The 23,163-nt window shown below is 64.5% G+C and carries 18 protein-coding genes and 1 tRNA gene; 11 read left to right on the top strand and 8 right to left on the bottom strand.

Going from position 1 to position 23,163, the window contains the following annotated elements; all coding sequences use genetic code 11:
* Positions 1-3 precede the first annotated feature (3 nt).
* Positions 4-909, bottom strand: a complete 906-nt coding sequence (locus tag R4P47_RS00835) for an acyl-ACP desaturase (RefSeq protein ID WP_149405098.1) — start codon at positions 907-909, stop codon at positions 4-6.
* A gap of 368 nt (positions 910-1,277) precedes the next feature.
* Here R4P47_RS00835 and R4P47_RS00830 point away from each other — a divergent pair, with 368 nt between their 5' ends.
* The 7 genes from R4P47_RS00830 to R4P47_RS00800 all read left to right on the top strand — a co-directional run bounded on the left by R4P47_RS00830 (position 1,278) and on the right by R4P47_RS00800 (position 8,853).
* Positions 1,278-2,477: a PucR family transcriptional regulator gene (locus R4P47_RS00830; RefSeq protein WP_256986296.1), complete on the top strand. Its 1,200-nt coding sequence runs from the start codon at positions 1,278-1,280 to the stop codon at positions 2,475-2,477.
* Positions 2,478-2,561: 84 nt separating this feature from the next.
* Complete coding sequence (locus tag R4P47_RS00825; RefSeq protein ID WP_094668584.1) at positions 2,562-3,263, top strand: ABC transporter ATP-binding protein; 702 nt, start codon at positions 2,562-2,564, stop codon at positions 3,261-3,263.
* A gap of 50 nt (positions 3,264-3,313) precedes the next feature.
* Positions 3,314-5,731 (top strand): FtsX-like permease family protein, encoded by a 2,418-nt coding sequence (locus tag R4P47_RS00820; RefSeq protein WP_317783896.1) that lies wholly within the window; start codon positions 3,314-3,316, stop codon positions 5,729-5,731.
* Between the two features lie 154 nt (positions 5,732-5,885).
* Entirely contained in the window at positions 5,886-6,512 is a 627-nt protein-coding gene (locus R4P47_RS00815; RefSeq protein WP_317783895.1) for an isochorismatase family protein, read from the top strand.
* A 115-nt stretch (positions 6,513-6,627) separates the two neighbouring features.
* A tRNA-Arg gene (locus R4P47_RS00810) sits at positions 6,628-6,700 on the top strand.
* A 211-nt stretch (positions 6,701-6,911) separates the two neighbouring features.
* Positions 6,912-7,979 carry a hypothetical protein gene (locus tag R4P47_RS00805; protein ID WP_317783894.1) on the top strand — a complete coding sequence of 356 codons (1,068 nt, stop codon included), beginning with the start codon at positions 6,912-6,914 and terminating at the stop codon, positions 7,977-7,979.
* Between the two features lie 343 nt (positions 7,980-8,322).
* Complete coding sequence (locus tag R4P47_RS00800; protein ID WP_317783893.1) at positions 8,323-8,853, top strand: hypothetical protein; 531 nt, start codon at positions 8,323-8,325, stop codon at positions 8,851-8,853.
* 15 nt (positions 8,854-8,868) lie between these two features.
* Here R4P47_RS00800 and R4P47_RS00795 read toward each other — a convergent pair whose 3' ends face one another.
* Both R4P47_RS00795 and R4P47_RS00790 read right to left on the bottom strand, forming a co-directional pair.
* A complete protein-coding gene (locus tag R4P47_RS00795; protein WP_317783892.1) occupies positions 8,869-10,407 on the bottom strand; it encodes a site-specific integrase in 1,539 nt (512 codons plus the stop codon).
* A 90-nt stretch (positions 10,408-10,497) separates the two neighbouring features.
* A complete protein-coding gene (locus R4P47_RS00790) occupies positions 10,498-11,190 on the bottom strand; it encodes a recombinase family protein (RefSeq protein WP_317783891.1) in 693 nt (230 codons plus the stop codon).
* A gap of 180 nt (positions 11,191-11,370) precedes the next feature.
* Between R4P47_RS00790 and R4P47_RS00785 the strand changes: the two genes are divergently transcribed.
* From R4P47_RS00785 to R4P47_RS00770, 4 genes are all read left to right on the top strand, one after another.
* Entirely contained in the window at positions 11,371-12,714 is a 1,344-nt protein-coding gene (locus tag R4P47_RS00785; protein WP_317783890.1) for an HNH endonuclease signature motif containing protein, read from the top strand.
* Positions 12,715-12,937: 223 nt separating this feature from the next.
* Positions 12,938-14,302: a DEAD/DEAH box helicase gene (locus R4P47_RS00780; RefSeq protein WP_317783889.1), complete on the top strand. Its 1,365-nt coding sequence runs from the start codon at positions 12,938-12,940 to the stop codon at positions 14,300-14,302.
* A 23-nt stretch (positions 14,303-14,325) separates the two neighbouring features.
* Complete coding sequence (locus R4P47_RS00775) at positions 14,326-16,356, top strand: DUF2232 domain-containing protein (RefSeq protein WP_317532610.1); 2,031 nt, start codon at positions 14,326-14,328, stop codon at positions 16,354-16,356.
* Positions 16,353-17,090, top strand: coding sequence for an energy-coupling factor transporter transmembrane component T family protein (locus tag R4P47_RS00770; protein WP_269594595.1), 738 nt, complete (start codon positions 16,353-16,355; stop codon positions 17,088-17,090). Before R4P47_RS00775 ends, R4P47_RS00770 begins: the two co-directional genes overlap by 4 nt.
* A gap of 1 nt (position 17,091) precedes the next feature.
* Here the strand turns inward: R4P47_RS00770 and R4P47_RS00765 are convergent, their stop codons facing one another.
* The 5 genes from R4P47_RS00765 to R4P47_RS00745 all read right to left on the bottom strand — a co-directional run bounded on the left by R4P47_RS00765 (position 17,092) and on the right by R4P47_RS00745 (position 23,000).
* Complete coding sequence (locus R4P47_RS00765; protein ID WP_317783888.1) at positions 17,092-18,744, bottom strand: substrate-binding domain-containing protein; 1,653 nt, start codon at positions 18,742-18,744, stop codon at positions 17,092-17,094.
* Between the two features lie 97 nt (positions 18,745-18,841).
* Positions 18,842-20,473, bottom strand: a complete 1,632-nt coding sequence (locus R4P47_RS00760) for a substrate-binding and VWA domain-containing protein (protein ID WP_317783887.1) — start codon at positions 20,471-20,473, stop codon at positions 18,842-18,844.
* Between the two features lie 49 nt (positions 20,474-20,522).
* Positions 20,523-20,954: an SRPBCC family protein gene (locus R4P47_RS00755; RefSeq protein WP_317783886.1), complete on the bottom strand. Its 432-nt coding sequence runs from the start codon at positions 20,952-20,954 to the stop codon at positions 20,523-20,525.
* Between the two features lie 82 nt (positions 20,955-21,036).
* A complete protein-coding gene (locus tag R4P47_RS00750; protein WP_262498252.1) occupies positions 21,037-22,704 on the bottom strand; it encodes a cation acetate symporter in 1,668 nt (555 codons plus the stop codon).
* Positions 22,701-23,000 carry a DUF485 domain-containing protein gene (locus R4P47_RS00745; RefSeq protein ID WP_032378306.1) on the bottom strand — a complete coding sequence of 100 codons (300 nt, stop codon included), beginning with the start codon at positions 22,998-23,000 and terminating at the stop codon, positions 22,701-22,703. Before R4P47_RS00745 ends, R4P47_RS00750 begins: the two co-directional genes overlap by 4 nt.
* Between the last annotated feature and the right edge of the window lie 163 nt (positions 23,001-23,163).

The raw sequence follows: 23,163 nt of genomic DNA, 5'->3' as shown, positions 1-23,163 counted from the left end.
GTGTCAGCTGGCGCGCAATGCGTTCGAGTATTCCCGGACTCGTGTGCGGCCGAGCTGGGTTGCGGCGTCCTGGGCGTCGAGATGATCGAGATAGTCGGCCAGTTGGTCGCGACTGCGGGCTCCGGCACCGAGATCGGTGCGCTCGAAGATGCGCCACTGCGCCAACAGGGGTCGTAGGACATCGTCGAGATGGCGGCGCAGATCGTAGATTCCGTCCCGCGAGATGAGCATCGCGCTGCGCGCGAACCCCGGCAGGTTGGTGCCCGGCAGCTGAAAGTTCATGACGACCTCGGTGATCGCCGTGACGGTGAGCGACGGTGCCACCTCGAGCGCCGCAGAAACAAGGTCCGAAAAGAAGCGGACATGCAGGTCCTGATCGGCGACGATGCGTCCGAGCAGGCGATCGGCCACCGGATCGTGGCACTGAACGGCAGTGTTGCGATGGCAGACGCTCGACACCGACTCGTCGAGGGTGACCTGGGCGAGCGACCGGAGCAGATGCGCTCCGTTCATCGGGGCGTCGAAACCCACCGTCATGCACTGCGCTCGGGCTCGACCGAGGGCGACCGGGTCGACGCTGCGGGTGACGACCAGGTAATCGGTGACGGCCACTGCATGCCGGGTTCGTTCGTCGCTCCACTCGGTCAGCCACGACGGCCAGACCCCGTTCTCGGAGGCTGCAGTATCCCGCCGATACAGCGGAATGTTCTGTTCGACGAGCAGGGTGGTCACCAGTGCCGCTTTGGCAGCTTCGGTCAGTGTCGAGGGACGCGAACCCCAGTACATCTCGGCTCGGACGTAGTCGGCCGGTTCCCACAGAACGGCCTCGGCGCGATGCCGAGCCAGGTTGGCCTCGATGGTCGGCAACAGTTCTCGCAGTACCGCGAACTGCCCGATATCTCTGCGCATACCCGCCCCTTCGTCGCCCGCCTACCCACTCCGACGGAGACAAAGGTAGATCCGCCGAACTCGCACCGTGGAGCGCTTGCAGATTGTTTAGGGCAAGTCGCAAGCGCCTGGGGCGCGCGCTCGAGACAGGTCACAACGAGTTTTGCCGAAATGGTGGATCACGCGTTGATAACAACCTATGATCGACCCTGTTAGAGGCCAGGAAACAAACTTGAAGTACGAAAACGCCGCGGTTTCGTCGGGAATTGCATACATTGAGCCGCGGAAGCGCATCGATACGCGCAAGTAAGTTTGCTCTCCGATGACCTGAAGATCCCAACACGAAGGGTTGATCTGTGACCGTTCACAACTCGACTAGCCTCGGAATCATGGTCGCGGGTCAGCCTGCGTCGGCTCCTCTTCGCGACTTCCGTGCGGTGGCGCGGCTCCTCGTGGGGCACTTCGCCGCCAACACCCCCTGCGGGTCGTTGCCGGGCGAACAGCTCCACGGCGACGTCACCGAATTCACCGTCAAGTGCATCAGCATCGCCGTGCAGATGCTCGACGAACGGCGCGCTCCGGCCGAGTCCGACCTGGCCGAACTTCGCGTCAAAGCCAGCCAGTGGGCACGCGAGGGCGTGCCCCTCGAATCCGTGCTCAGCGTCTACCACGAGGGCATCCAGATCGGCTGGAATCTGGTGTCCAAGAGGGCAGGTGAGGGCGACGCCGCTCAACTGATCGAGGCCGCGCGGATGTTCGTGCTGCTGTCGGAGAAGGTGTCCATCGCCGCCAGCAAGAGCTACGTCGAGGAGCTCCAAGCGGTGGCAAGTGAGCACCACACGGCAGCGCACACCCTGGTGACCTCGCTGCTCAGCGGCCACAACGCGGTCTCGATGGCCCGTCAGTCCGGCATCGAACTCGCCGACAGCTACCTCGTGCTCGCCATCTCTGTTCCGCCGCACCCCGACGAGAACGATCCCAACATTCAGAAGACCGTCGCCGCCCGTAGAAAGCTGCGCCGCGTCCAGGCCGAGCTGGCCACGATCTGCGGCCGCACTCCCCTGTCTCTGCTCAGTACCGAGGGTGGCACCGTGCTCATCCCCGGTACCCACGACGACGAGTGGGTCGAGGCCCTGGTACATCGCATCGGTACCGCCGCCGAGGTTCCCGTTACCGTCACCGCCGAACAAGCCGCAACCGCCGACATCCCCACCGCAGCCGATCAGGTACACGAACTGCTGTCGTTGGCGCACCAGTTGCACCGCCCGTCCGGCCTGTACCGCATGGACGACCTGGTGCTGGAGTACCAGCTCACGCGGCCCGGCCCCGGCCGTCGCCACCTGACCCAGATCCTCGAGCCCCTCGATTCGTCCCCCGAGCTGCTCGAGACCCTCGAGATCCACATCTCCCACGATCTGAACCGTCAGCGGTCCGCTCGCCAGCTCCATCTGCACACCAACACCGTCGATTACCGCCTCAAGCGGATCGCCCAACTCACCGGGTTCGATCCCACCCGCCCCTCGGGAATTCGGCACCTGCAGGCCGCACTGGTGGCTCGGCGGCTCGAATCCTCGCGCGGCGCAGCGTGATCTGAGAACTCCGACCGGTTTCTCGACCCGACGGCAGGTAGCGTCGGAAGTATTCGAGGAGCAGGGGATCGTTGCATGACCAATTTGAAGCTCGAGCTGTCCGGTGTGGTCAAGGAGTACCCCACCGGCGAGCAACCGGTACGCGCGTTGGACGGTATCGATCTCACGATCGAGGGTGGCCAGTTCGTCTCGCTCGTCGCGCCGTCCGGTGCCGGAAAGTCGACGCTGCTGCACATGCTCGGCGCTCTCGACACGCCGACGTCGGGTTCCATCCGGTTCGACGACGTCGAGGTCACCACCCTCGACGACAACGCCCAATCCGATTTCCGACGCCACCAGGTGGGGTTCGTCTTCCAGTTCTTCAACCTGCTGCCGACGATGTCCGCGTGGGAGAACGTCGCCGTGCCCAAGCTGCTCGACGGCACACCCATCAAGAAGGCCAAGACCGACGCGATGCGTCTGCTCGAGATGGTCGGACTCTCGAACCGATCCGAGCACCGACCGGCACAGTTGTCCGGTGGTCAGATCCAGCGCATTGCGATCGCCCGGGCGTTGATGATGGATCCGGCGCTGCTCATCGCCGACGAACCGACCGGCAATCTCGATTCGAAGACCTCCCACAACGTCCTCGAGATTCTCGCCGACGTGGCGCACGCCAGCAACGGTCGTCGAGCAGTGGTGATGGCTACCCATGACCTCGAGGCAGCACGGTCCACCGATCGCATCGTCAGCATGATCGACGGTCGCGTCGAGACCGATACCCTGACGGCCGGCCTCGATCGGTGATAGGTACCGCGCTCAGCAGATTTCGAGTCATCAGCCTTCGTGATCTCCGCATGCACTGGGTGCGTTCGCTGGTCTCGGCCGGTGTCGTCGCCGTCGCGGCCGGGCTGCTCATCGCCGTCCTCGGCACGTACGGCTCCCTGACCGGATCCGTCGAGCGGCTCGCCGTGTCGATCGCCGGTAACGCGAACTACGAGATCGTCGGTGTCACCGACTCCGGTTTCGATCAGAGCGAACTCGACGCCGTACGTGCTGTTCCCGGCGTCGAGACAGCGGTTCCACTGTTGCGCAGCACCGTTCGGTCCGATGTCGGAGACCTGACGATTCTCGGTGTCGACGCATCCATCACGGCACTGCAATCCGATCTGGAAGGTGCCGTCGGAAACGCGTCAGGATTGCTCACCGATCCGGACGGGGTATTGGTCGGGGCCGCAACGGGTCTGACGCAGGGCGACACCGTCACCATCGACGATGTTCCGACCGCGGTGGTCGGCGTGGTCGACGGCCCCGGGACGCAGCGCATCGGCGGGGGCATGTTCGCCGTCGCGCTCGTCCCGACGGCTCAGGCGCTCACCGACCGCCCCGATCAGCTCGATTCGATCTTCGTCCTCGGCAGCGGCGACTCTCTGCGCACCGACCTCGATACCGCGTTGGCAGGCCGGGTGTCGGTGATGAATCCGGACTTCCGGGCCGACCGCGCGAACCAGGCCATGAGCCTGACACGCAATGCGACACTGATGGTCTCGCTCATCGCGTTCGTCGTCGCGGCGTTCCTCGTCTTCAACGTCATGAACATGGCCATCGCGAAGCGTCGACCCACCATCTCTCTGCTCCGGGCAGTCGGTGGCCGCCGCGGCGACATCGTCCGCGACCTGCTGTTCGAGTCCGTTCTGGTCGGTCTCGTGGGCGGTGCCGTCGGAGTTCCGCTGGGAATCGTGATGGGCCGCATCGCGATCGAGAGTCTGCCACCGTTCCTCTCGCAAGCCTTCGATGCGCGAATCGAATACGTGCTGCCCGGCTTCGCGATTCCGGTGGCGATCGTCGCGTGCGTGCTGGCCTGCGTCGGGGCCTCGGCCGTCGCCGCCGTGCAGGTGTACCGCATCTCGCCGATCGAAGCGCTCGCAGTCGGCGGCGGAGAGACCTCCGGTGGCCCCGGTCTGCGATTCACCCTGGCCGCGACCGTGTTCGGCGTGTTCGCCGTCGCCGGATCCTTCCTGTTCGCCGTCAACGTCGACGGGCAGTTGACCCTCGGAGCCGGTGCGTTGTTCATGTTCGGCGTCGTCGCTCTGTGTGTCGGTGCGACCGGGCCGATCGTGTCCGTCACCGCAGCGGTCCCCCGCCGCTGGGGTGGTGCCGGACGCCTCGCGACCGCCACCATCGAACGCGCCCCACGGCGAATCTGGGCAACCGTGATGACGATCGTGATCGCCGTGGGAGTCAGTGTGGGAGTGTCGGGTTCGCTGACCAACATGACCGACTCGGCAGCCGAATCGTTGTCGTCCTTGGCGAACACCGACCTGTACGTGTCGATGACCTCACCCGACGCCATACCGTCGGGCCCGATCGTTCCCGCCTCTGTCGACGACGCTGTCCGGGCGACGCCGGGGGTCTCTCGCATCGTCGAGGGACAGTGGGCATACGCCACGATCGACGGCGAGACGGTATCCATCCAGGGCGTCGCCGACGGTAGCAACGCGGTAACGCTCGCATCGCTCTCCGACGACGTGCGCGCGGCAGTGCTCGCCGGCGACGGTGTGGTGCTCTCTCAGGGGTTCGGCAGAACACTCGGTGTCTCGGTGGGTGACTCCATCGATCTGCCGACGCCGACCGGGGTGCAGACCGTGCGAGTGCTGGACCTGGTCGAATACATCAACGCCGCCGGCGGGACGATGGCGATCTCGCTGGATTCGATGCAGCGTTGGTACGACCGGCCCGGGGCTACCTACCTCGAGATCAGTGTCGACGGAGACGTTGCGGCAGTCCAGGATTCGCTGCGCGCGGCGCTGCCACCCGAGGCTTTCGTCTACACCGGCGACGCCGCACTTGAGGGAACGAGCGCCGCTATCCGACAGTCCGGGGCACTGGCCATCGCGTTGCAGTGGATCGTCGCGCTCGTCGCTGCGGTCGCGTTGCTCAACACGTTGACACTGTCGGTACTCGAGCGTCGACGTGAACTCGGCGTACTGCGCGCCATGGGCGGTGGCCGCGGAACCCTGGCGCGAATGGTGCTCGCCGAGGCGCTCTCGGTCGGCGTCGTCGGTGGTGTGCTCGGCCTGATCATCGGTGCGGGTCTGCAATACCTGAGCACCCTGATCCTCGGAGCCAGCATCGGAATTCCGGTCGCCTACACCGCGAGCTGGTCGGTGCTGCTGTACGGACTCGTTGCCCTCGGCCTGTCGCTGCTGGGTTCGGCTCCGCCTGCCGTGCATGCCTCTCGACTGAGCATCGTGGACGCTATCGCGGCGGATTAAATGGTGGGCGGGGCCGCTGGCCTCGGGATCCGTCGGGCCCTCAGATCCGCAAACGCGCGCGCATTCGTCAGGTGCGAGCGGAATAGACAGTGGCTGGATAGCAAGACTGCGCGCGCCTAGCGAATGCGCGCGCGTTTGTACGAGGATGACCGATGTGGCCACATTCAGCGTCGAAGTCGAGGAGTACGACGTCGAAAGTCTGCGCGACTGCGTGGGTGGTCCCGGCTGGGAGGTGCAGCCCGAGCGCGCCGCCGTACTGGTCCACGACATGCAGCCGTATTACCTGAACGTGCTGCACAACTCGGTGCGTTCGCGGGTTGCTGCAGAGGTGTCGACGGTGGTCTCGAGCGCCCGGGCCGTGGGGATACCGATCTTGGCGAGTGGCCCGCGGGCAGCGAGTGCCATCGAGCAGCGTGGACTGCTGGGACCGATGTGGGGCTTGGGTCCGTCCGCCGAGGAGGTTGCGATTTCCGAGCCGGACTTCGTTCCGATCGCGAAGCGCAGCTACAGCGCCTTCTACGCCACCGATCTGGAGGTCGAACTGCGCCGACGCGGCCGTGACCAGCTCATCATCGTGGGAGTGTTCGCCTCGGCGGGAATTCTCGCGACGACATTCGACGCTTTCGCCCGCGACATTCAGTGCTTCGTCGGCATCGAGTCGACTGCCGATCACACCGCTCACCAGCACCGCACTGCCCTGAACCTGATCACGTCATTGACCGGCGCGGTGATGAGCAGCGGCAACCTGCTTCACGATCGACACGGTGGGCCGCTAGACTAGCGAGCGCGATGTGGGCCAGCTGTGCACCGTGGCAGCGAACCCATCCGCAACCGATTGTTCGATGAATCGAAAGCCGCTGCTGGACAATGGCTTCGGTTCAGCAGAACGATCACCAGCCTTCGTAGCTCAGGGGATAGAGCAACCCTCTCCTAAAGGGTAGGTCGCAGGTTCGAATCCTGCCGAGGGCACCGTCTAAAGGCGCTGCTCAGAGGATTTTCATCCCTCTCTCAGTGCAGGACCAGCACGTCGGAAAGCCCGAAACGCGCGTGAGATACGCGTGAGGCGCGGGGCCGATCCGACCTCCACACGTCTTTTGCGCGGGGAAAGTGCCGGACCGCTTGCTCACGTCGACCTGCGCGGCAAGCCCGGGAAGTCAGACCACTCTGGGATGATGCTTGAGTGACTGAGGCTACGGATACCGCGCTGCCAGCAGGGGACCTATTCGATCTCGCGATTGCAGTGCGCGACGCGTTAGAGAATCGGCTGGAGGGTTCAGACCGCATCAGCCTGCTGTCTGTATACGGCATCCGAGACGATCCGGACTTGCCCTGGACCGACGTCTTGATTAAGGCTGGCGCCGAGAGATTGATTGCCTTGGCCGGCTACCTAGACGTCAAGGTTCCTGGGCCAGCCCCGCGCAGGCCGCAGGAGACCGGCTCGGTAGACGCGTACTCAGAGCTCGTGGCGGCAGAAACGGCACTCAGGGATGTGATCCGCCTTGTGGTCCCCGGTTGGGCCAGCGGTCTTACCGAGGAGGAACTACAAAAACTTCGCGACAAACAGAGTGAAGAAGACAAGAAGCGTGACGGCGTGGCGGTCAGCCCGGACCTGCTCGATTACACCGAGATTTACTTGCTTCGCAGAATAATCGAAAAGAACTGGGGTGAAGTCAAGCCAGTTTTGGACGACAGAAAAAGAACGGAGGTTTACCTCGATATCATTTTCGATGTGCGCAATACGATCGGCCATTCGCGTCCCGTCGTACCTGCTGAGCGCTTGCTTCTCGCAGGTGCTTCCGGACAGATTCGAAATCAACTTGCACGTTTCCGGAGCAGCGTAGATGGAGCGGCAAATCATTACTCGTCTATCGACTCGGCTCGCGACAGCTTTGGTATTGACGCTCAGTCCGGTGCGAGCAGCTCCGATTCGCCAGGAAATAATTTACCGCGACTCGAAGTGGGCGAGACAGTTCGATTCGAACTAGCCGGAACGGACCCGAGGGGGCGTGAACTATCGTGGATCATGTACGTCTCTACGATGGGTTTTGTCGGTGGGTTCGACCGTTCCGTCTCGCGTGTAAAAGCGTCCGGCGACCGTGTCGAAATTGCGTGGGAGGTGTCAACTACCGACGTTGGGGAGGGTACAACGGTTGCGTTTGCCCTCCGAAACTCAAGCAAATATCAGCGATCTTGGGGATACGACGGAATTTGCTCGTTCAAATACCGCGTTAACCCGCCCATCGAGTGAGGTCTGCCGCGTGTTGAGACTCGCCGATGCTCGCAAGCAGGCATAATCCAATCATGTACCTCTCGAATACTGAGACGAATCCCTCGCTGCTAGAACAGATTCCAGGATGGGCGGCTAGTTCTGGTATCGAGTTTTTAGTCAGTCTACTCTTCGCGGCTGCAATAGCGCTTCTATGGAAGCCCCTCATCCGCGCCGTTAAAAGTCGCGCGCCCGTTCATGTACACATTGAAACCGATATCAGAAAGATAGCCCTGACCACCCACTTGACACCATCTCTTACGCGCAATTTGTCCCGTTAAGGCCCCCCGATCTACCACCACCGCCGAACGGTTTCGCCACAGACATGGCAGAATGGGCCGGCAACTTGAAAGGCATCGCGGCAATACACTGCAATTATGAGCTGATATTTACCGCTAAAGAGGAAATGCATGTCTATGTCCGAAGTTTTAGTGTTGAAGCTAAAGGTCTCCCACTCCCAGACGGCTGCATTGTCATGAAGGGTGTAGGCGGAGCGTCAGCAGAGTTTCGACGCGCTCAAGTTGAATTGAACGCCAACAGATGCACCATAGTTTGGACCGAAAGGGGCGGCAACCCGACAGAGCCTTTTGATTTCCAGCTCGCCCCAAGCGAGTCGGCGAAGTTCAGCCTGTATATCGACGCGACCAGCGACGAAGACATCGATATGTACGAGTGGTGGGGCAATCTTGATCTTCTAGTAGCCGGTAAACCAAAGACAATCAGAATTGGCCGGAGCTGGTTTCAGCGAAGAACCGGGCGTGGAAGTCAGGAATTCAGGCTTGTGAACAGAGGGCGTCGCCCGTTCTATATGAACATCCCGGGCTCGGAGGAAGACTGGACCTTTAGTCCCACGTGAGCCCGTTCAACGACGCTAGGCTGTCGAGCGCGGGCGAAACTGAACCACGTTCGATTCTCGAACCTCCTTCTGAGGCTGAACCGCCTGTGCAGTCGGGCGAGCGAGCGGGGCCTGCTTCCCGCCCTCGTTCTCGGCGATGTAGTCGGCGTAGACGTTGAGCGTTGTCACGAACGACGCGTGCCCAAGCCACTTCGAGACGGCCATGTAGTGCTCACCGTTAGACAAGCTCAGAACCGCGAACGTGTGGCGGAGGTCGTGCCAGCGGGAGTGCGGCAGGCGGACCGCGCGTAGGGCGGGCTCGAAGTAGTGGTCAGCGACGTTGCCGGGGTTGATCGGAACGCTCCACTTGTACCCCTCGGACGGGGCGGGCCGAATGCAGGTCACCGTCGGGTCGAAGGTCGCGTTGCGGCGGTCGGCGGCTCCGTTCTTCCGACGTACCTCAGGGTCAACGACCGTCGCGCGCTCTGGTCGGGTCGCGTCTTGAGTCAGGCCGTCCGGCAACGTCTCCCCCGTCGCATACCGACCAGGGAACAACGGTGCGTCCGGGTCGTAATCCGCGCAGTCGGGGTTGCCGAACGGGTGAACCTCACGGAGGTACCGGCGCAAGTCGTCAGCCAGCCATCCGTCAATCGGTACCGTCCTACGGCTTCGCTTGCTCTTCGGGGTGCCGGTCTCGAAGCCACCGCGCACCGCTCGCCTTGTCCGCGTCACGCGCAGAGACCCGTTGCGGCCCTCAACTTCAGGTAGACCCACGTCTCCGAGGTTGAGGCCTGCGAGCTCTCCCGCGCGGAGTCCGCTGTAGGCGCTCGTCGTCACAGCCAGGGCATAAATCGGGTAGCCCTGGACGCGGGAGATATGGTCGGCGACAGCGCCGACCTGGTCGGCGGTCAGTGGTCGCGCCTCGAACTCGGGGGTGTCCGCGTCGACGGTGGCCGTGGTCCGACCGAGCGGCACCGAGTGGACTGGGTTCGCCGGGATCGCCCCGTCCACAACCGCAACGTCCAAGATCCTCCGCAATACGTCGTAAGCGGGTTTGATCGTGGTCCTCGCCAACGTAACCAACTCCACCGGCTCGTCGGGTCGGTAGCTACGCTTCGGTCGCGGGCTCAGCAGGTCAGCCCGGAACCGGCGAATGTCGGCGGCAGTGATCGAGGCGACTGCCCGTGTGGCGAACGTGTCGGCGATGTAGCGCTTGTAGACGGCTTCGGTCTCCCTCGCATACCGCGGCTTCACCGCCCCGGCCAAGCCCTCGAAGTACTGGTGGGCGAAGTATCCAAGTGCCTGGTCTCCGAGTTTGCGCAGTTCCGACGGCGACGCGGCAACTACTTTGTGCCGCTGAGCGTTTAGCTCGTCGCAGTACTCCTGCGCTGCTTCCTTCGAGCGGAACGTGCGCTGCCGGTTGACCTCTTTGGCTCGACCATCGGGACGGTTTGGATCGAAGGGGATCGGTCGCCCGTGCTCGTCGCGTGCCTTCTCGGTCCACCGCACCCGATACGACGGCACTGGCTTGCCGTCCTTGGTGCGCTTGGTCTCTGCCTTCTCGATGTGGGGCATTGCTACTTCTTTCCGGTTCCGAAAATTGCGCCGATCACGATGAACGCGATGGGCAGAACGACGACGAGGATCAGAGCGAAGGTGTCCATGTCAGGCCACGCCCTCTCGCTGGAGCAGTCGACGGATCGTGCTGTGGTGCCACTGGAGGCCGTCGCCTCGGGTGGGCACGCCGTACTCGTCCAGCTTGCGTGGGATGACTTTGGCGCTGAGGCCGTCCTCTTGGCGCATGGCGATGATCTCCGCGACGATGGACGGGTCGATCTTCGACGGCCTGCCGAGCTGCTGGCCCTGAGCCTTGGCCCGACGCAAGCCCTCCTTGGTCCGCTCGCTGATCTTCCGCTTCTCCTCGGCAGCGATCGCTACTCGAATGTCGAAGAGCAATCGCTGGCTCGCATCGATGGAGTTCGCCCCGTTGCAGTCAAACAGGGTCCAACCATTCGTGTTGGCGCGCTTGGCGATTGATGCCGCATCGAGCTGGTCCCGCGTGGCGCGATCCACGGCCCGAACCAGCAGTCCGTCCGCCAGACCTGACTCGATCGCTGCAATCGCTGTCTGGCGACCGAAGAGCTTCGGCACGCTCCCACTGCTCATCACATCGTATGTGACAGTATGTAACTGGAGCTCGTTGGCTTGGCGGTAGCGGCGCATCTCGTCGGACTGTGCTCCAGGGCCGTGCCCCTTCTTCTGGGCGCTGGTCAAGACCCGCGCATAGCCGATAACTCTAAGGCCCTTGAGTTTTGGTCCCGCGTGTTCGCGCTGGTCGAACGCCTGCATCGTCGTCATTTCGTTCTCCTGTTCGCCTTGCTGAATGGGGCCGGAAACGTCGCCGTCGGTCGTCGAAAGCGTTTAGGACTCCTTTAGCCGCCAATCGCCCGATCACTTCAGAGCATCTTCACCAGCACTTGCCAGACTCCGAAAACGCCCGTAGCATCGAACATGCATTCGAGTACTGGGGAGGAACTCGTGGTCACAGCTGTACAAGATTCACCGTTGACGTCCGCGGAAGTGCTGCGCTTCGTTGCGCGTCTTCAGGCGTCCGATCTCCAAGTCGACGCAGCAGCCGGCATCGATTTGATCTCCGCTCTCGAGACCGTCAAGTGCGCCAGCGTGGCAACCCAAGCCGTGGTGACCGACGCCGTTGCGACAGCCATCAGCAACGAACGCAGAGAGCACGGAAAGCCGAAAGCCCAGTGGCGCAATGGTATTGCGTCACAGATCGGACTGGCTCGGCGCGAATCACCGAACCGTGGGGGCACTCACCTGGGACTCGCTCGCGCGCTGGTGCACGAAATGCCGCACACCCTCGCGCGGCTGAAAGCTGGGGAACTCAACGAGTGGCGCGCCATGATCCTCGCTCGCGAAACCGCATGCCTCACCGTCGACGATCGCCGCACCATCGACGCACGACTGTGCGCAGACCCCGCCACCCTGGCCGGTGCCGGCGACCGCACCATCGAAGGCCGCGCCCGCGCACTCGCCAACGAGCTCGACGCCGCCTCCCAGGTGAAACGACGCGCCAAGGCCTACGCCGCCCGCCGCACCAGCACCCGTCCAGCACCCGAATCGATGGGCTTCTTCACGGTCCTCACGTCGATGGAAAAGATGGTCTGCATGTGGGCGACGCTGAGACGAGACGCCGACACAATCATCAACTCCGGCGGTGACACACGCACCCGCGATCAGATCATGGCCGACCTCGTGTTCGAGCGCATCACCGGCGCATCTGCAGCTCAGGGCCCGCCGGTGACCGTCGACATCGTGATCTCGGATTCCACCCTCCTCGCCGGCGGTGACACGTCCGCATACATGCAAGGCTACGGCGACATTCCGTCCGATGTCGCACGGCAACTGATCCGAGACACACTCGACAGTGAGACGCACGTCGCATTGCGCCGCCTCTACGCGCACCCGAAGTCCGGTGCGCTGACGGCAGTGGAGTCCACTTCGCGCGCATTTCCCACCGCGCTGGGACGCCTGATCGATCTCCGCGATCGCACCTGCCGAACCCCGTGGTGCGACGCACCGATCCGTCACCACGATCACATCAGACCGCACTCCGCGGGTGGCAGAACGAGTGCCGAGAACGGCGCAGGCCTTTGTGCCGCATGCAATTACGCGAAAGAAGGTGAGGGCTGGACAGCCGAAGCATGGCGAGACAAACGCAACGCGCGACACCGCTACCGGCTCATCTCACCCACCGGGCACAGCTATGACTCGAGTGCGCCGCCGATGCCGGTGGTCGAGCTGTACAGCTCGACGATCGAGAACGTGATGATCACCGGCCTCTTCGACGACGACGCCGCATGACGGGTTGCGGCGGGAAGATACCGAGCACCGACTCGGTTACACTCGTCAACGGCGCGCGTAGCTGCACGCCAGACGTCGTGGAATGCTCCCGAACCTCCATGTGCACCCTGCACAGGCTTCTCTTACGGCGATCGAAACTGCCCACCGGCAGTCTCGCCACCTTGCATCTCGGCCCGAAGGCCCGCAGGTGCAACACCCTGCCCGAAAGGCACTTTTCATCACTATGACGACCCCACAGACTTTTTCTGCACTCGGCGTACCCCAGGCCATCGCGGATGTACTCGCGAGCCAGGGCAAGACCGAGGCATTCCCCATCCAGGCCGACACACTCCCCGACACACTGCAGGGACGCGACGTGCTCGGACGCGGAAAGACCGGCAGCGGTAAGACACTCGCATTCGCCATCCCGATGGTCGCTCGCCTCGCCGGCCAGCTTCCCGGCAACCGCAAGCCCGGCCGCCCCCGTGGCCTGATCCTTGCGCCGACGCGTGAGCTCGCCACCCAGATCGCCGTCGCGATCGAACCCCTCGCGTCCGCGTACTCGCTGAAGGTCACCACGATCTTCGGTGGTGTCTCGCAGGTCCGCCAGGTCTCCGCACTCAAGGGTGGAGTAGACATCGTCGTCGCGTGCCCCGGTCGCCTCGAAGACCTGATGAAGCAGCGCCACCTCACCCTCGACGGCGTTCAGATCACCGTCCTGGACGAGGCGGACCACATGGCCGATCTCGGGTTCCTGCCCGTCGTCACCCGCATCCTCGCCGCCACCCCGGACAAGGGCCAGCGCATGCTGTTCTCCGCGACCCTGGACAACGGCGTCGACAAGCTGGTCAAGCGATTCCTGCACAACCAGATCACGCACTCCGTCGACGAGGCCACCTCACACGTCGAGGCCATGACGCACAGCGTGTTCGAGGTCGACGGCGTCGAAGCCAAGAAGAAGCTGGTCCACCAGCTCGCCTCCGGAACCGGACGCCGCATCCTGTTCATGCGCACCAAGCACCAGGCCCGCAAGCTCGCCAAGCAGCTCACCGACGCCGGAATCCCGTCCGTCGACCTGCACGGCAACCTCTCGCAGGCCGCCCGTGACCGCAACCTTGCCGCGTTCTCCTCCGGCCAGGCCCGTGTTCTAGTCGCCACCGACGTCGCAGCCCGCGGCGTTCACGTCGACGACGTCCAGCTGGTCGTCCACGTCGATCCCCCGGCCGAGCACAAGGCGTACCTGCACCGTTCCGGCCGCACCGCTCGCGCGGGAAGCGCCGGAGACGTCGTGACCGTCGTCCTGCCCGAGCAGCGCAAGGACACCGCCGTTCTGCTGCGCAAGGCCGACATCAAGGTCACGCCCGTCCGCGTCACCGCCGACTCGCCCGCAGTGGCGAACCTCGTCGGTGAGCAGGCCCGCTACGTCCAGCCGATGCCGAAGGCCGAGCCGGAAGTTCGCGCCGCGAACCCTCGCAACAGCAACAACGCCCGACGCGGCGGCCCGGCCCGATCCGGTGGGCAGCCGCGCAGCGGTGGTCAGCCGCGTAGCGGTGGCGGCGGACACAGCCGTCGTGCAGCAGGCCCCGCCACGAGCCAGCGCAGCCGCTGATCTCAGGCTGGCACACTGGAGCGGTGACCGTCAGCTCTTCCCACACGCCGAAGTCAGGGCCCCTCGGTCCGCAGGAAATGGCGACCGCTGCCGTCATGAGCAGCTTCACCGTCGCGTTGACGGTGATCGGTGTGCTGGTTCCGATGGCGGCGATCCTTCAGGTCGTCGCGGCGATTCCCATGTCGGTGGTCGCACTCCGGTACCGGACTCGCGCACTGGTCACCTCGGCGGTGGCCGGCACCCTCGTCGGTTTCGTCGCGGCCGGAACCCAGACGGCAATCACCGTCGCCAGCGCCGCCCTACTGGGCGGCCTGGTCGGGCGGGCGAAGCGCAGGAAGCAAGGACTGTTCGGCGTTCTCGTCACCTCGATGGTCGTCGGGCCGGTGCTCGGGGCGTTGACCGTGCTGATGCTGCTCATCCTCGTTCCGTTGCGCGAGCTGTTCCTCGAAACGCTTCGCAACACGATGGAGGGCATTTCTCGGTTGCTCGAGCGCACGTCGGCGCTGCAGGGTGCCGCGGACGTGCTCCGCAGCAGCAGCACGGCCGTGCTCGACAACTGGTGGTGGTGGGTCGGCGGATCGATCGCCTTCGGCATCGTCACCGGAACGTTGTTCGCGTGGCTCATCCTCACCGCGATTCTGGACCGTCTCTCCACCATCCCCACCCCCGAGCCTCTGGCCTCGAGCACCGACGACGAGATCGGGCCGCTGCCGGTCACGCTCACCGCGGTCGGGTTCCGGTACCCGGGAAGCACGACGTCCGCGTTGACCGGCGTCGACCTCCGCATCGACACCGGCGAATTCGTGGCGATCGTCGGCCACAACGGTTCCGGCAAATCGACGCTGACGCGGATCCTCGCCGGCCTCGAACCGTCGGAGGGCACCGTGGACAGGCCCGGCTCGACCGGACTCGGACGTTACGGCGGCACCGCGGTGGTGCTGCAGCGCCCCGAAAGCCAGATCCTCGGCACCCGCGTCGCCGACGACGTGGTGTGGGGACTGCCGCCCGGCGATTCACGCCCCGACGTGGAGGCCTTGCTCGACGAGGTCGGGCTCGGCGGTATGGGAGCGCGCGACACGGCCTCCCTCTCCGGCGGCGAAATGCAGCGACTCGCTGTCGCCGCAGCACTTGCTCGCCGTCCCGCACTGCTCATCGCCGACGAGGCAACCGCCATGATCGACGCCTCCGGGCGCGAACATCTGGTCTCGCTCCTCGCCGAATTGCCCCGCAGGCACGCGATGTCGGTCGTGCTCGTCACCCACCATGTCTCGGAGACCGTCGCCGCGGATCGCGTCGTACATCTGCACGAGGGTTATCAGGTGCAGCACGACTCGACGTGGATGCACGCTCGGACGGAGAACCCCGCTGCGCTGCACGACAATTCGAGCGAACGTCTTCTGGAACTGAGCAGCGTGGCGCACACGTACAACCGGCGCACACCGTGGGCGCAGGTAGCACTGAACGGCATCGACATCACTGTCAAACGCGGTGAGGGTGTGCTCGTTCTCGGTGGGAACGGTTCGGGCAAGTCCACTCTCGCTTGGATCATGGCCGGCCTCACCGGCCCGACCAGAGGCACCGCCCAGCTCGGCGGCAAGGCGATGACCGCACGTGTTGGCGACGTCGGACTCGCATTTCAGCACTCTCGCCTGCAGCTGCAGCGGCGCACCGTCTCCGAGGACATCGCTGCCGCTGCCGGTCCCGAAACAGGTTCTGCCACAGTGTCGGCCGCGATGGATGCCGTCGGCCTGGACAGGTCGTTGGCCGCTCGCGACATCGATTCGCTCAGTGGTGGTCAGATGCGACGCGTGGTGCTGGCCGGGCTGATCGCGCGTCGGCCTCGACTGCTGGTTCTCGACGAACCGCTGGCCGGGCTCGACCCTCCCGGCCGCGACGACATCATCGGCGTTCTCGCCGGACTGCGCGATCGCGGCGTCGCCATCGTCGTCATCTCGCACGACGTGGACGGTATGGACACCGTCTGCAGCCGCACCATCACGATGGCCGACGGCCACATCGTCTCCGATTCGATCCTGGGGAGCGTGCACTCGTGACCACCGTCGTACTGCGTCAGGTCCCGCGATTCTCACCGATCCACCGCCTGTGGGCCGGCACCAAACTCGTCGCCGTGCTGCTGCTGAGCATCACTCTCGTGGTGGCACCGACGTGGCCTGCCCTCGGAATCGTGTTCGCGCTGTTGGTCATCGCCGCGATCATCGCTCATGTCCCGATCACCGCAATTCCGCGTCCACCGTGGTGGATCTGGGCACTGTTCGGCGTCGGAGCTCTCATCAATCTGCCGATCGGCGGCGCGGCAGTGCTGGTGTATCTGCGCGCGACGCTGTTCATCTTCGTCCTGCTCGGCGCATCGATGATGATCGGCTGGACCACCTCGATGAGCGACATCGCGCCTGCGGTCTCCAAACTGGGCGCACCGCTGAAGAAGCTGAAGTTGCCGGTCGACGAGTGGGCCATCGCCGTGGCCCTGAGCCTGCGGTCGCTTCCGCTGCTGATCGAAGAGATGCGCACCCTCAATGCTGCCCGACGCCTGCGCCCCAAGCCGGTCGTCAACAGCGCGTCGGACAATTCCCTGGTCGACATCGTCACGACGGTGATGTCGGTGGCGATCAGGCGGGCCGACGAAATGGGTGGGGCCATCACCGCTCGCGGAGGTACCGGAATGATCACCGCCACCGACGCGCGGTTCAAGGCCTCGGACGCGGTGACACTGATCGTGGTGACTCTGGCGTGCGCCGCGGCGATCGCGATCAGCTTCCTGTTGGGCTGACCTACTCCCCCGCGAGACGTTCGGTGCGCGAGTTCAAGGCCTTGACGAACACCTCCGGGATGTCGCGTGGATCCTCGGCGACATAGCTCGTTCCGCCGGTCGCAGCCGAGATCTGCTGCAGCGCAACCGGATCTGCGTCACTGGTGACGCCGACGGTGATGATCACGATGGGGCGCACCGGATCCTGTTCCTTCTGCAGCGACGCCAGCAGCTCGTCGAGGGAGATACTGCCCTCGTCTTCGTTGGCACCGTCGGTCAGAATGATGACACTGTTGACGTAGTCGGGGTCGTACCCCTCCTTGACTCGCCGGAATGCAGCCAACGTGGTGTCGTAGAGCCCCGTTCCGCCGCCGACGAGAGCCGGGAGCCCCCGGATCGAATCGAGAATGGCGTCGCGCTGCGATTTTCCGTTGAACGTACCGTCGGCCTTACCCATCGGCACCAGTTCACGGTGGTCCTGCTTGCCACCACCGAGACCGATCGAGAACGCCCACAACCCCATCTGCGTCTGATCGCTGAAGAGCGAGTTGGCACCTACCGACGCGTCCACGGTCAGCGCGATGCGGGTGGAGTCGCCCGATTTCGCGGCCATCGAACCCGACACGTCCTCGACGACGAGGGTGCGCAACGGCAGTGCGAGCACGGCCCAGTCCCGCAGCGTCGTCTCGATGGACAGCGGGCTCTTGATCTCGAGCGACGCGACGGACCCGACGCCTCGGCCGTCGGGAAGCGGTGTGCCACTCGATGTTCGGAAGCCGGCTGCAACCAGGGTCTCGGCGGCCGACGCGGTGGCGAGAACCGAGCCCAGAGCGGCTCCGGCCTGCTTGACGCGGTCGTATTCGGGGCCGGCAGGCGCGGTCACGGCCAGCGGGTAGTTGAGGAAATAGCTGCCGGTCGGCGGAACCGACTCGCTCAGTCCCGATCCCGGATTGTCGGCCTCGTACGCAAGCAGTGCCTGCTCGGTCGCCACGCTGGTGCCACCCTCGGCGGCCACCTGGGCCACCAGATCCGGGGTGTCGTGTGGAGTGTCCGCGATTCGTCCGAAGTCCTGAGCCATCGGGACCAGGGCCGCCGACACGGCCTTGGCGTCGGAGATCGCCACCTCGGATTCGGCCAGCGCACCGAGGATCGCGGCATTCGAGGCGCTGCTGGTCAGGGGATCACCGATGCGTTGCCCGGGAAGCTGGAGCACGCTGAGCCAGGTATCGGTCACCGGCGCGGCATCGGACTTCGAGACCAGGACCGGCAGCGTGTTCGCGACGGAGGCCTTGGCCAGCTCGGGAAGCGCACCGGTCGAGCGGAGAGTCTTGAGCAGCCACAGTGTCGAATCCGGTATCCACAGGTCCGGGCGATTTTCGGTTCCGGCGATCTCGGTGGCGGTGTCGGCGGGTCGTTCGGGGCGAACCTCGAAGTTCACGCAACCACGATCGAACTCGGTGGCCTGCGCGAGAATCTGCTCGACGGGTTCGGCGATGGAGGTGTCCACGGCGAGCGAGACGGTATCGACGGAATCGCAGGAATCGGCACCGGACGCGCGGACGGCCTGAACGCCGAACCAGCCACCGACCACGACGACGACTGCCACCAGCGCAAGCACCGACCAGATCGCGGCCGAACCGAACCGCCGAGCACTACCGCTGTGACGTCCCGACATCGATGCAACCCCCTGCTCGGCCCCCCGCTGCACTCACAGGACGAGTGCAAGCGCACGCGCCCTCAGAAGTGACGCGACGCACAGCATAGTAGCCTTCTCAGCGACCGGAGCGACTTCTCAGCGCATTGACGAAAACGTTCGGGATCTCCGCGGGATTTCGTGCAACGAAGCTCGTACCGCCCGTTGCCGCCGAAATCTGTTGCAGCACACCGGCATCGGCGTCATCGGTGATTCCGATCGTGACGATGACGACCGGCCTGGACGGGTCCTGCTCAGCACGCAGAGTGGACAGCAGCTCGTCGAGCGCGATGCTGTCGGGGTCCTCGTTGGTGCCGTCGGTGAGGATGATGACGCTGTTGACCGCGTCGGGATCGTAGCCCTGCTGCACCGTGCGGAACGCTGCCAACGTGGTGTCGTATAGACCGGTACCACCTCCGACCAGGGCCGGAAGCGTTCGAGTCTGCTGCAGCAGCACCTCACGCTGCGTGGTGTTGCCGACTTTTTCGTCCATTCGCCGGATCGGTGCGAGCTCACGGTAGTCCTGCGATTCGCCGCCGAGTCCGATCGAGAATGCCCACAACCCCATCGACGCGTTGTCGGGGAACAGTCGATTTCCGGTTTCGCTGGCCTGCACCGTCAATGCGATACGTGAATCGGCCCCCGCGCTGTAGTTCATCGATCCGGAGACGTCCTCCATCACCAGAGTCCGCGACGGCAGCGCCAACACCTGGTACTGGCGCAGCGTCGACTCGGCGGCCTGCTGGTCGGCGATCGTCAGAGGCGTCACGTCACCGATCCCGCGATCGGAATCGAGGGGTGCGTTGTCCGCGGAGCGGAACCCCGCATCGGACAGAGCCCGCTGCCCCTGTTCGGATTCGATGGCCGTGGCCAGTGCCGTCCCGACGGATTTCGCGGTCTCGTGTCGATCCCCTGCGGGCTCGGTCACGGCCAGCGGAAAGTTGAGGAAGATGCTGCCCGTCGGCGGCACCGTCGCGCCCAGTTCGACGCTGTTGTCCTGCTGGTAGGCCAGGAAGGCCTGCTCGGAGACCACTGCGACACCGCCGGCGGCAACCAGATCGTCCAGCCGTACCGTCGGATCGGCCTCACCGCGAGTGGCGGCCTGGGCCTGAGCGATGGGGACGAGCGCCGCACCGACCGAGTCCAGGGCGGTCTCGTCCGATCCGGCCTCGGCCACCGCCCCCAGGATGGCCGCATCGGACGTGGTGTTGGTCAGCGGGTTGCCGATGCGCAGACCTTCGAGCTTCAATGCGGTGAGCCAGGTGTCGAAGAACGGCACCTCGTCCTTGCGGGCCGCGAGCACAGCCGGGGTGCCGGCCACCGACTGACTCGCCAGGTCGATCAGCGACGCGGTGGACCGCACGGTCTTGCCGATCCACAGCGAGGAATCCGGAATCCAGAGAGAGGGAACATCGTCGCCCTTGGCGACCGCAGCCGAGACCTGACCGGATTCGGCTGCGGTGACCTCGATCCGAGCGCAACCGAGGCTTTCCGCGGACGTCTCGTCGACGATCTTCTGCAGCACCGGCGCGATCGCAGGGTCCGCGGCCAGAGAGTAGGACGCGGGATCGCCGCACTCGGAACCGAATGCCTTCTGCGCGACGACCACTCCGCCGCCCACCACGAGAAACAGGGCCACGGCCACGACGCCGTACTTGGCGAATCCTCTGCTGCTCGTCGCGGACGACGGGGCACTGTGTCTACCGGGCATGGCGGGCTCCTACTTCACTGGTCGTTCCACAGGCTCCACCCCTGCCGCGTCAGGCGTAGATCTTGACGAACGTCTTCAGCGAGTTCTCGATGTCGCCCTTGAGAGCGCGTGCAACGCCGGAGCCGATCGGACCGAACAGCGGTGCGCCGCCGAGGTTGACGTCGATGGTGATCTCGGAACCGTCACCCTTGGATTTCACGGACAGGTTCAGGCCGATCTTGACGCCGCCCTTACCGTTGCCCTTGAGCTCGAGCTTCTCGGGCGGATCGTAGGACTCGATCTTCCAGGACACCCGGTTGCGCATGCCCTTCACGCTGGCGACGGAGTCCAAGGTGGTGCCCACGGCCAGCTGCTCGGGCAGCTCACCGCGCCACGCTTCGTGGATGGAGAGCCACTGCTCGTATCCGGACAGATCGGACGCGTGCGCCCACGTCTGCTCGGGGGTGAGTGGGACGTCGAGGGAAACCTTCAGCTTGGCCACAGCAGGGATGGTAACCGCTGCACGAAAAATGTCCGTGTGAGGCCTTGCTCACACGGACATTTTCGGTGGAACCTGCTATCGACTAGTGAGCGCTGGCCTTCTCCGCACCGATACCGGTGAGGGAGCGAACCTCCATCTCGGCCTGCTTGTCGGTGTTCTCGGTGTCCTTCGAGATCAGAGTTCCGACGATGCCGAGGATGAATGCCAACGGGATCGAGACGATGCCGGGGTTGGAGAGCGGGAACCAGGCGAAGTCAGAGCCGGGGACCATCGACGTCGGCGATCCGGAGACGGCCGGGGAGAAGATGATCAGCACGATCGTCGAGATCAGGCCGCCGTACATGCTGAACAGTGCGCCGGTAGTGGTGAAGCGACGCCAGAACAGCGAGTACAGGATGGTCGGCAGGTTCGCGGCCGCAGCAACGGCGAACGCGAGTGCCACCAGGAAGGCGATGTTCTGCCCGTTGGCGAGGATGCCGAGGCCGATGGCCAGGACGCCGATGACGACGGCGGTGATCCGCGAGACCTTGACCTGCTTCTTGTCGTCGACCTTGCCCTTCTTGATGACGCTCGCATAGATGTCGTGAGCGAACGACGCCGAGGCGGTGATCGTCAAGCCGGCGACCACGGCGAGGATGGTCGCGAAGGCAACCGCCGAGATGACGCCGAGCAGGATCACGCCGCCGAGCTCGAAGGCCAACAGCGGAGCCGCGGAGTTCTGACCGCCGGCCGAGGCCAGGATGCGGTCGGGTCCGACGATCGCTGCCGCACCGTAGCCGAGGACGAGGGTGAACAGGTAGAACGCACCGATGAGCGCGATGGCCCACACGACGCTGCGACGAGCTTCCTTGGCGGTGGGCACCGTGTAGAAGCGCATCAGCACGTGCGGCAGACCCGCGGTGCCGAGCACGAGTGCGATACCGAGCGAGAGGAAGTTGATCTTCGAGGTGGCACTGCCGCCGTACTGGGCACCTGGCTCGATGACGTCACGGGCTGCGACGGCCTCGTTGGCCGATCCGGCCACCATGGTCTGGGCGCTGCCGAGCAGCTCGGAGAAGTTCAGGCCGAACTTGGCGAGAACGAGCACCGTCATGAACGCCGCACCTGCGATGAGCAGAACGGCCTTGATGATCTGGACCCAGGTGGTGCCCTTCATGCCGCCGATGAGCACGTAGGCGATCATCAGCACACCGACGATCGCGATGACGATGGACTGTCCGGTGCGGTCGGAGATATCGAGCAGCAGTGCGACGAGTCCGCCGGCACCGGCCATCTGAGCGAGCAGGTAGAACAGCGAGACGGTCAGGGTCGACAGCGCGGCCGCGGTGCGAACCGGGCCCTGCTTGAGCCGGAAGCTCAGTACGTCCGCCATCGTGAATTTGCCGGTGTTCCTGAGCAATTCGGCGACGAGGAGCAGCGCGACGAGCCAGGCGACGAGGAAGCCGATGGAGTACAGGAAGCCGTCGTAGCCGTAGACGGCGATGGCACCGGCGATACCGAGAAAGCTTGCTGCAGAAAGGTAGTCACCGGCGATCGCGACGCCGTTCTGCGGTCCGGAGAATCCGCCGCCTGCGGTGAAGAACTCCGCGGAGGTGGCGTTCTTCTTCGATGCTCGAATGACGACGGCCATCGTGATGATGACGAACGCACCGAAGATCGCGATGTTGACGAGCGGTTCACCGACTGTTGTATCGGCGGCCTGGGCGAGTAGATGAGTGGAGCCTGCGGAATGAATCAGCGATGTGGTCACGACTTGGCTCCCTGGGAGGCTTCCATCTCGGCGCGCAGGGCTGCGGCGCGAGGATCGAGTTCACGGTTGGCGAACTTCACGTAGATGCCCGTGATGGCGAACGTCGTGACGAACTGGCCGAGGCCGAGCAGCAGCCCGACGTTGATGTTGCCCCACACCTTGGTCGACATGAAGTCGACCGCGTAGGTGCTCAGCAGCACGTAGATGACGTACCAGACCAGGAAGAACCCGGCCATCGGGAACACGAAGCTACGCAGACGACGCCGAAGTTCCTGGAACTCTGGACTGGCCTGCATGTCGACGAACGCTTGCGCGTCCGGTGGCGAATTGGTTTCCGGTGCGGTCACCTTGGACTCCTGAAGTAGATGTGAGCTGTAGCTGACTCGGAACAGTAATGAGAGTCAGGTCACAAAATCAGGAGGTGGTGTCGATCACACGATGGGAAGCGGGAGTGTGCGA

This window comes from Rhodococcus sp. IEGM 1370 (assembly GCF_033142325.1).
Lineage (GTDB): Bacteria > Actinomycetota > Actinomycetes > Mycobacteriales > Mycobacteriaceae > Rhodococcoides.
This window is presented reverse-complemented; position numbering and strand designations above follow the sequence as displayed.

Bases quoted from the DNA above. Each gene is read 5' to 3' on its own strand.
- R4P47_RS00830 (WP_256986296.1), top strand. From the start codon at position 1,278: ATGGTCGCGGGTCAGCCTGCGTCGGCTCCTCTTCGCGACTTCCGTGCG.
- R4P47_RS00780 (WP_317783889.1), top strand. From the start codon at position 12,938: ATGACGACCCCACAGACTTTTTCTGCACTCGGCGTACCCCAGGCCATC.
- R4P47_RS00760 (WP_317783887.1), bottom strand. From the start codon at position 20,473: ATGCCCGGTAGACACAGTGCCCCGTCGTCCGCGACGAGCAGCAGAGGA.
- R4P47_RS00795 (WP_317783892.1), bottom strand. From the start codon at position 10,407: ATGCCCCACATCGAGAAGGCAGAGACCAAGCGCACCAAGGACGGCAAG.
- R4P47_RS00835 (WP_149405098.1), bottom strand. From the start codon at position 909: ATGCGCAGAGATATCGGGCAGTTCGCGGTACTGCGAGAACTGTTGCCG.
- R4P47_RS00800 (WP_317783893.1), top strand. From the start codon at position 8,323: ATGGCAGAATGGGCCGGCAACTTGAAAGGCATCGCGGCAATACACTGC.
- R4P47_RS00765 (WP_317783888.1), bottom strand. From the start codon at position 18,744: ATGTCGGGACGTCACAGCGGTAGTGCTCGGCGGTTCGGTTCGGCCGCG.
- R4P47_RS00745 (WP_032378306.1), bottom strand. From the start codon at position 23,000: ATGCAGGCCAGTCCAGAGTTCCAGGAACTTCGGCGTCGTCTGCGTAGC.
- R4P47_RS00790 (WP_317783891.1), bottom strand. From the start codon at position 11,190: ATGACGACGATGCAGGCGTTCGACCAGCGCGAACACGCGGGACCAAAA.
- R4P47_RS00820 (WP_317783896.1), top strand. From the start codon at position 3,314: ATGCACTGGGTGCGTTCGCTGGTCTCGGCCGGTGTCGTCGCCGTCGCG.